The sequence below is a fragment of the Streptomyces sp. NPDC029014 genome, assembly GCF_055564695.1.
Genome location: NZ_JBVHVT010000156.1, coordinates 1 through 7,817 on the forward strand (window position 1 = coordinate 1; position 7,817 = coordinate 7,817).

The 7,817-nt window shown below is 74.0% G+C and carries 11 protein-coding genes; all 11 read right to left on the reverse strand.

The annotated features are described in order from the left end of the window. Positions 1–109 precede the first annotated feature (109 nt). Positions 110–397 (reverse strand): acyl-CoA carboxylase epsilon subunit, encoded by a 288-nt coding sequence (locus ACZ4VL_RS39655; RefSeq protein WP_468210597.1) that lies wholly within the window; start codon positions 395–397, stop codon positions 110–112. A gap of 315 nt (positions 398–712) precedes the next feature. Then, complete coding sequence (locus tag ACZ4VL_RS39660; protein WP_468210600.1) at positions 713–895, reverse strand: DUF5302 domain-containing protein; 183 nt, start codon at positions 893–895, stop codon at positions 713–715. Between the two features lie 15 nt (positions 896–910). Then, positions 911–1,099 carry an acyl carrier protein gene (locus tag ACZ4VL_RS39665; RefSeq protein ID WP_468210603.1) on the reverse strand — a complete coding sequence of 63 codons (189 nt, stop codon included), beginning with the start codon at positions 1,097–1,099 and terminating at the stop codon, positions 911–913. 28 nt (positions 1,100–1,127) lie between these two features. Further along, the gene (locus ACZ4VL_RS39670) at positions 1,128–1,613 is read right to left on the reverse strand and encodes a KR domain-containing protein (RefSeq protein WP_468210606.1); all 486 of its coding nucleotides are present in this window, start codon (positions 1,611–1,613) and stop codon (positions 1,128–1,130) included. A gap of 159 nt (positions 1,614–1,772) precedes the next feature. Further along, entirely contained in the window at positions 1,773–2,765 is a 993-nt protein-coding gene (locus ACZ4VL_RS39675; protein ID WP_468210609.1) for an aromatase/cyclase, read from the reverse strand. A 22-nt stretch (positions 2,766–2,787) separates the two neighbouring features. Then, positions 2,788–3,573 (reverse strand): 3-oxoacyl-ACP reductase FabG, encoded by a 786-nt coding sequence (fabG, locus tag ACZ4VL_RS39680; protein WP_468210612.1) that lies wholly within the window; start codon positions 3,571–3,573, stop codon positions 2,788–2,790. Positions 3,574–3,717: 144 nt separating this feature from the next. Beyond that, positions 3,718–4,644: an MBL fold metallo-hydrolase gene (locus ACZ4VL_RS39685; RefSeq protein ID WP_468210615.1), complete on the reverse strand. Its 927-nt coding sequence runs from the start codon at positions 4,642–4,644 to the stop codon at positions 3,718–3,720. 94 nt (positions 4,645–4,738) lie between these two features. Beyond that, positions 4,739–5,002, reverse strand: a complete 264-nt coding sequence (locus tag ACZ4VL_RS39690) for an acyl carrier protein (protein ID WP_404239974.1) — start codon at positions 5,000–5,002, stop codon at positions 4,739–4,741. Positions 5,003–5,064: 62 nt separating this feature from the next. Continuing rightward, positions 5,065–6,309, reverse strand: a complete 1,245-nt coding sequence (locus ACZ4VL_RS39695) for a ketosynthase chain-length factor (protein ID WP_468210618.1) — start codon at positions 6,307–6,309, stop codon at positions 5,065–5,067. After that, positions 6,306–7,571 (reverse strand): beta-ketoacyl-[acyl-carrier-protein] synthase family protein, encoded by a 1,266-nt coding sequence (locus tag ACZ4VL_RS39700; protein ID WP_468210621.1) that lies wholly within the window; start codon positions 7,569–7,571, stop codon positions 6,306–6,308. Before ACZ4VL_RS39700 ends, ACZ4VL_RS39695 begins: the two co-directional genes overlap by 4 nt. A gap of 151 nt (positions 7,572–7,722) precedes the next feature. After that, the coding region (locus ACZ4VL_RS39705; RefSeq protein WP_351034276.1) for an adenosylhomocysteinase at positions 7,723–7,817 on the reverse strand (95 nt) is incomplete at its 5' end.

A 7,817-nucleotide genomic window follows, 5' to 3' on the forward strand; every position in this document is an offset into this window, starting at 1 on the left:
CCGTCGCTGGGGGACGCGGGACGACCTCGCCGGAGCAAAAGCGCCCAGCTCAGGGAAAAGGGGAGGGCAGCCGGAACGGGTTCCGCCTCCCCTCCCGTGTTCCCGTACGTCAGGAGGCCCAGGAGCCCGGGGCACGGAACGGGACGGACGGCCGGTGGGGCCGGGGGCGGCGGCGCGGGGTGCGGGGCTCGGCGACCGCCGACCGCCGGGCCTCGTGGAGCCGGCGCAGACGGGCCGTCAGCAGGACGGCCAGGGCGGCCGTCTCCTCGGCGGTCGGGTTGCCCTTGGCGATCCGGATCGACGCCATGGCCAGGGCCAGGAAAGGGTCCTGGACGGTGGCTCGGGGCGCCCGCGGGGCGGGAACGGTCGCCGGCGGTCGTTCCTCGGCGGTGCTCATGGGGGCCCTTTCGACGTCGGACGCAGGCACGGGCACCGGGAGCGTCCGGTACCACTGGTCCAGCATCGGAGGCAGCACTACAGCCCGACTCGGGTTCCGCACGGACATGCGTACGGAAATCCACGTGGGCACCGGTCCGCCCATGGCCTGATTCCACCAGGTTCCACGGAATTCTCCAGCAGAATTCCAGCAGGATTCGAGCGGCTCTCACGCGAATTTCCAGCAGCCTTCGAGCGCAGATCCTCCGGAACGCACGCAGAAATACCGCTGCCGCCGTTCCCGGGGGAACGGCGGCAGCGGCGCAGGCGGTGGAGATCAGCCGGTCTTCCTGCGGAAGTACCGCTTCTGGCCGGCCGAGCCGCTCATGGCCTTGACCCTGAGCCGGCCGTCTTCGTGCGCCAGGCGGGAGCGGCTCGAGTTGCTCTTGCGCTCCAGCGCCTCACGGAACTTCTCCTTGGCATCCTGATCAATGCCCTCGTCGAACGACTTGTCAGCCATACGTACCTCCTGCAATCAATCGACGAAAAAAGTCTGGCATATAAATCCTCGAACGGCGACCCCGGATTCCTTGAAAGAGGGAAAAGAATTCGCCATTCGCCGAGGGGGGCAGATCGTTCCGAGTACGGCGTCCATTTCGTCGTCGGTGAGGAATCCGGCGATGGCGCGCGGCGTCGGGTGGTCGAAGGCGAGCGTGCTGGGCACCTCCGCGGACTCCCTTTGCCTTCCTGGGCTACGTACGGACCAGGGCCGGCAGCGGGGCCGGCAGCGGGGCCGCGTCGAAGAGGGCGAGGACCTCGGCAGCGGTCAGGGCCCTCGCGCCCTGGCGCCGCATCCGGGCGGGCTCCGCCTCGCCCAGCTGGGCGGTCAGGCCTGCGCCCTCTCGGCCCACAGGCCCCGGGCGAGGCTGGTGGCGGGCAGGCCGCGGCGCGAGCCGGTGGGTGGCGAGCGCGTCCACGAAGACGTCGGCGGCGGCGTAGTCGGACTGGCCAGGCGATCCGAGGGTGCCGGCGCCGGAGGAGAACGGGGCGAACGCGGCCAGGTCCAGTTCGCGGGTGCGCTCGTGCAGGTGCCGGGCGCCGGCCAGCTCGGGGGGGGCGAGGACGCGGGCGAACCGCTCGGGCGTCAGGTTGCCGACGACGCCGCCGTCGCTGACGGCCGGAGGTGCACCACGGCCGTCAGCGGGCGTTCCCCGGCGGTGTCGGCCGGCAGCGGCCACCGCGTCGCGGCGGTCGGAGCCGTCGCGGGCCGCGATGCGGGCGCTGGCCGCATCGGCCGTTCCGAGGCTGCCACCAGGGCGTCCGCACCGGGCCGGGCGGTTTCGAGGACGAGGCGCCGCTGCGGGTCCACGAACAGGGCCTCGCGCTGCGAGCTGGCCCTAGGCCGCGCGGGCCGCGGGCGGGGCCGGGGTCCTGGTGCCGGCCTGGACGTGGGCGTGGGCGTGGGCCTCGGCGAGGGCGAGGGTGGCCGTGCTGTTGCGGCCGAGCGCCTCGCGGACGTAGCGGCGGCAGTCGGCGACGGTGGCGCCGGCGCCCAGCACGGCCGTGATGTTCTCCTCGCGCAGGACGACGCTGTGCTGCGAGGTGACGGTCACGCCCATCGCGTCCTCGACGAGGGACCACTCGCCGGTGTGGGCCGCCATCAGCAACGGCGTGGCCGTCTGCTTGTAGACGATACGGCGGGCCTGCGGGAAGCAGACGCGGACCGACTCGGTGGTGTGGGAGCGGCCGTCCGCCGTCAGGGTGTCCATGGACATGACCTGCACGCCCGGCTCCGGCTCGGTGACGTCGAGGCGGGAGACGTGCGGGATGCGCTCGGGCCAGTCCTGGACGCGGTGCAGGAACTCGTAGACGAGCTCGGCCGGGGCGTCGACGCGGACGGAGTCCTCGAAGGAGAGTTCGAGGTCGTCGAGGCGGTCGAAGCCCTCGGCGAGCCGCTTGACGGTGTCGAGCTCGGCGCGGCTGTTGGTGTCGGTGGCCCGCTCCACCCACGCCACGTCGTCGGCGTCGTCGCCGGCGACGGCGAAGTCGTGCAGCAGCACCAGCCGGCAGGCGTCGGTGCCGCGCGGCTCGATGATCCAGCTGCCGCCCATCGACTCCAGCGGGGCCGCGGGGACCTCCTGGCGGAAGTCGATCCGGTGCCGGGCCGCGTCCAGGGCGCGCCGGGAGGTCCAGGACTTGACCTGGCCGTTGGCGGTGGCCCACATCCGCAGGCGCTCGCGGGAACCGTCCGACTCGATCTGCTCGACGTGGACGTTGGGCGGGAAGTACAGCGGCCACTTGGCCGCGTCGGCGACGAGGTTGTAGACCACGCCGGCGGGGGCGGCCAGGCTCACCTCGTGCGTGGTGCGGTGGACTCGCTCAGCGGTCATCGTCGAAGTCCTGCTTTCCGTATCAGAAGTTGCCGAGGCCGCCGCAGACGTTGAGCGCCTGGGAGGTGAGGGAGGAGGCCGTGTCGGTGGTCAGGTAGCCGACGAGGCCGGCCACCTCCTCGGGGGTGGAGTAGCGGCCGAGCGGGATCTTCGCGGTGAACCTCTGCATGATCGCCTCCTCGGTGGTGTCGTACGCGGCGGCGTAGCCGGAGCGCACCCGCTGGGCCATGGGGGTCTCGACGTACCCGGGGCAGACCGCGTTGACGGTGATGCCGGTGGGGGCGAGCTCGTTGCCGAGCGCCTTGGTGAAGCCGACGACCCCGTGCTTGGACGCCGAGTAGGGGGCGCCGAGCACCACGCCCTGCTTGCCGGCGGTCGAGGCGATGTTGATGATGCGGCCCCAGGGGGCGCCCTCCAGGCCGCCGTGCTTGAGCACCTCGCGGGTCACCCGGAAGACGCTGTTGAGGTTGGTGTCGATGACGTCGTACCAGAGCTCGTCGGTGACGTCGGCCGTCGGACCGCCGCCGCTGCGGCCCGCGTTGTTCACCAGGATCGAGAGCGGGCCGAAGGCTTCGACCGCGGAGGCGACGAGCGCCTTGACGGACGCGGCGTCGCGGACGTCCGCGGCGGCCCCGTCGACGTCGAGGCCCTCGGCCCGCAGCTCCTCGACGGTCTGCCGGACCTGCTGTTCGGTGCGGGCGCAGAGGAACACGCGGTGGCCGCGGCGGGCGAGGTCGCGGACCACTGCCAGGCCGATCCCGCTCGTGCCCCCGGTGACCAGGGCGGCCCGCTTCGTCTCTGTCGTCATCGGTGTACCTCCAGAACCGCGTTCGTTGCCCCCACGGTCCCCCGGCCCGCTCGACGTCCGCACGAACACGACTCGAGGGCGCGCGGGGCGGGGCGGGACGGTGCGGTGCGGGGTGGTGCGGTGCGACCGGGCGGGGGCGTGCGGTCAGGCGCGGCAGGCGGGCAGGCCGCCGTGGAACTCGGCCATCTCCCGGAACAGGGCGGCCACGTCGAGCGGTCGGCCGGGGGCGGCACCGGCCAGTTCGGCGTACGCCCGGTGCAGGTTCGGTACGAGGCGTTCGGCGTCGAGCAGCCCCGGCAGGGGCCCCTCGCCGGCTCCGGCGGCCAGTTCGAGCGGTGTCAGCCCGGCGGCGGCCCCGCGCTCGGCGAGGGCGGCGATCCAGCGGAAGTAGGCCTCGTTGGCGTCGATCAGCTCGGGGCCGCCGACCGGCCCGTGGCCCGGGACCACCGTCTCGGCGCCCAGGGAGCGCAGCCGCTCCATCGCGGCGAGCGATCCGGAGACGGACCCCATCAGGCAGAACGGGGCCGCCCCCGACATCAGCAGGTCGCCCGCGAACAGCACCCGCTGCTCGGGCAGCCACACCGCGGTGTCGTTGGTCGTGTGCGCGGCCGGCCCGAGGTGCAGCAGTTCCACCCGTACGCCGCCGACGTGCAGGGTCAGGGTGTCGCGGTAGGTGACGTCCGGCAGGGCGATCTCCAGGTCGCCCCAGCAGACGTCCGGCCACAGCCCGGTCAGGTGGAACCCGGCCAGGTCCATCATGGCCCGGGTCTCCTCGTGGGCGATGACCACCGCCTCGGGGAACAGGTGGTTCCCGAAGGTGTGGTCCCCGTGGAAGTGCGTGTTGACCAGGGTGCGCGGCGGCCGTCCGGCGATCCGCAGCACCTCCGCGCGCAGCGCCCGGGCGCGCCGCTCGGTGGCGGCGGTGTCCACGAGCAGGCTCTGCCCGTTCCCGCCGGTGACCAGGCCCGCGTTGTTCAGGCACCAGCCGCCGTCGCCCTGGACGTAGGCGTACACCCCGTCCGCGATCGGGGTGGTGCGGGCATCGGTCGTCTCGGTCGGGACGGGGGACACGGCCGGTCCTTCCTTCGGTCGGGTGCGCGTACGGGCGTCTGGGTGCCGGGGCGCCGCATGACTCCGCGGGCGCGGGAGGGCGGCGGCCGCGGGGTCAGGCGGAGACGCGGGCGGACAGGACGCGGTTGACGAGTGCGAGGTACTGGCGGGGGGTCTCGGCCTCGTCGACGGCCTCCTCGTCGAGGGTGATGTCGAAGTCGCGCTCGATGCGCCCGGTGGTCTGCAGCAGCGCCAGGGAGTCGTAGCCGAGGTCGAGGAAGAGCACGTCCAGGACGTCGCCGTCCATGTCCACGCCCTCGTCCTCGCCGGCGCACTCGCGCAGCAGGCGGGTCAGGTCGGTCAGCTCCAGGTGCCGCATCGGGTTCTCCTCTTGGCGGTTCACGGTGTTCGGGGATGGACGGGCGGGGGGGGTGGCAGGCGTCAGGCGGCGCGGATGACGGCGGCGGCGTTGAAGCCGCCCCTGCCGCGGGCCAGCACCAGGGCGGTGCGCAGGGCGGTGCCGGTCCGGGGGGCGCCGGTGACCAGGTCGACGGGGCAGTCGTCGGCGGGTGCGGTGGTGCCGGTGGTCGGCGGGATCACCTGGTCGCGGAGGCTGAAGAGGGCGGCCGCGAGGTCGAGGGAGGCCCCGCCGGACAGCAGGCGGCCGGTCATGGACTTGGGGGCGGTGACGGGGACGCCCCGCGGGCCGAACAGGGCGGTGATCGCCTCGGCTTCGGCGCGGTCGGCGGTGCGCTCGCCCGCGGCGTCGGCGAAGACGACGTCGACGTCGCCGGGGGCCAGTCCGGCGTCGGCGAGGGCCAGCCGGGCCGCGTCGGCGAGCCGGGGCGTGTCGGGGCCGTCGAAGGTGGATGCGTGGCCGGCGAAGGAGCCGTAGACGCGGGCGCCGCGGGCCCGGGCCGCCGCCCCGTCCTCCAGGACCAGCAGGGCGCCGCCCTCGCCGACGACGTGGCCGGAGGCGTCGGCGTCGAAGGGCAGGTAGGCGCGGGCAGGGTCGGGGACCCGGCTCATGCCGCCTTCGGCCAGGTGCGCGGCCCAGCCCCAGGGGCAGATCCCGGCGTCGACGGCGCCGGTCACCATCAGGGAGGCGCCCTTGCGCAGCTGGCGGCGGGCCTGGGCGACGGCGTCCAGCCCGCCTGCCCCTTCGGTGACCACGACGCCGCTGGGGCCGCGCAGCCCGTGCCGGATGGAGATCTGGCCTGAGTTGACGGCGTAGAACCAGGCGAAGGACTGGTAGGCGCTGACGTACTGGCCGCCCTTGCTCCACAGCGCCTCCAGCTCGCGCTGGCCGAACTCGAAGCCGCCGGCGGAGGCGGCGGTGACCACGCCCGCGCCGAACTCGGGCAGCTGCGCGGGGTCGGCGCCCGCGTCGTCGAGGGCCTCCTTGGCGGCGGCGAGCGAGAGCCGGGTGACGCGGTCGGTCTGCGGCAGCAGCCGGCTGGGGATGTGGTCCTCGTCGACGAAGCCGGGGACCTCGCCGGCCAGCCGTACGGGGTAGCCGCTCGCGTCGAAGCGGGTCAGCGGGCGGATCCCGCTCTCGCCGCGCAGGACGGCGTCCCACCAGGCCCGGGCGCCCAGCCCGTTGGGGGCGGTGACGCCGACGCCGGTGAAGACGGCGGTGGCGGTCCCGGCCGGGGCGCCGGACGGGTCGGGGGTGGCGGCGGTCATGCGGCTTCCTTCAGACTCGGGCGGTTCAGGACCATGGCGCTCTGGAACCCGCCGAATCCGCTGCCGACGCTGAGGACGGCGTCGGTGCGGTGCTCGCGCGCGGTGAGCGGGACGTAGTCCAGGTCGCAGTCCGGGTCGGCCTCGTGCAGGTTGGCGGTGGGCGGCACGGTGTTGTGCGCGATGGCCAGGGCGCTGGCCACCACCTCCAGTGAGCCGATGGCGCCGAGCGAGTGCCCGATCATCGACTTGATGGAGCTGACGGGCACCTCGTAGGCGCGCTGTCCCAGGCTCCGCTTGAAGGCCGCGGTCTCGTGCTTGTCGTTCTGCTTGGTGCCCGAGCCGTGCGCGCTGACGTAGTCGACGGCGGAGGCGTCCAGGCGGGCCTCGGCGAGCGCGGCGGTGATGGCCTGGGCCATCTCGGCGCCGTCGGAGCGCAACCCGGTCATGTGGTAGGCGTTGCTGCGGCTGGCGAAGCCGGAGACCTCGGCGTAGATCCGGGCGCCGCGCCGGCGGGCCCGGTCGAGTTCCTCCAGGACCAGGACGGCCGCGCCCTCGCCGAGGACGAATCCGTTCCGGGTGCGGTCGAAGGGGCGGGAGGCGGTCGCCGGGTCGTCGTTGCGGGCCGAGGTGGCGCGGATCGCGTCGAAGCAGGCCACGGTGATCGGGGAGATCGGGGCCTCGGTGGCGCCCGTGACCATCACGTCGGCGGTGCCCTCGCGGATCAGCTCGACGGCGTGGCCGATGGAGTCGAGGCCGGAGGTGCACCCGGTGGAGACGAGCGCGACCGGGCCCTGGGCGCCGCTGTCGCGGGCCACTTCGGCGGCCAGCGAGCCGGGGGTGAAGTAGTCGTAGAGGTGGGCGACGGCCTTGGTGTGGTCGACGTTCCACCGGGTGCCGCCGGCGCTGACGGCCGCGTACTCGGTGTCGAGTCCGGTGGTGCAGCCCACGGCGCTGCCGAGGCTGACGCCGGTGCGCAGCGGGTCGAGGCCGTCGGCGACGCCGCTGTCGGCGATCGCCTCGCGGGCGCTGGTCAGCGCGAACAGCGCGGCGCGGTCCAGGCGCGCGGTGTCCTCGGCGCCGAATCCGTGGGCGGCGGGGTCGAAGTCCGCCTCGGCGGCGATCCGGGACCGGTAGGAGGACGCGTCGAACAGGGTGATGGCACGGGTGGCGGTGCGGCCGGCCGTGAGCAGTTCCCAGTACGCCCCGGCGCCCGTCGCCCCCGGGGCGACGACCCCGACTCCGGTGATGACTACCCGTCTCATCGACTGTCCCCCACTCTTCTCTCCGGTGCTGCGAGCCTGACCGTCCGGCCTGGAGCACCGCTGGAAGATCCGTGCAGGCGGACTCGGCCGTCCCCGCACCGAGCCGGGTCCTCGAACCCGGCTCGACGGCGGGACCGGCCGTGGGCCGGGGTCAGTAGCGGTAGTGGTCCGGCTTGTACGGGCCGTCGACGTCGACGCCGATGTACGCGGCCTGCTCCGGGCGCAGGGTGGTCAGCTTGACGCCGA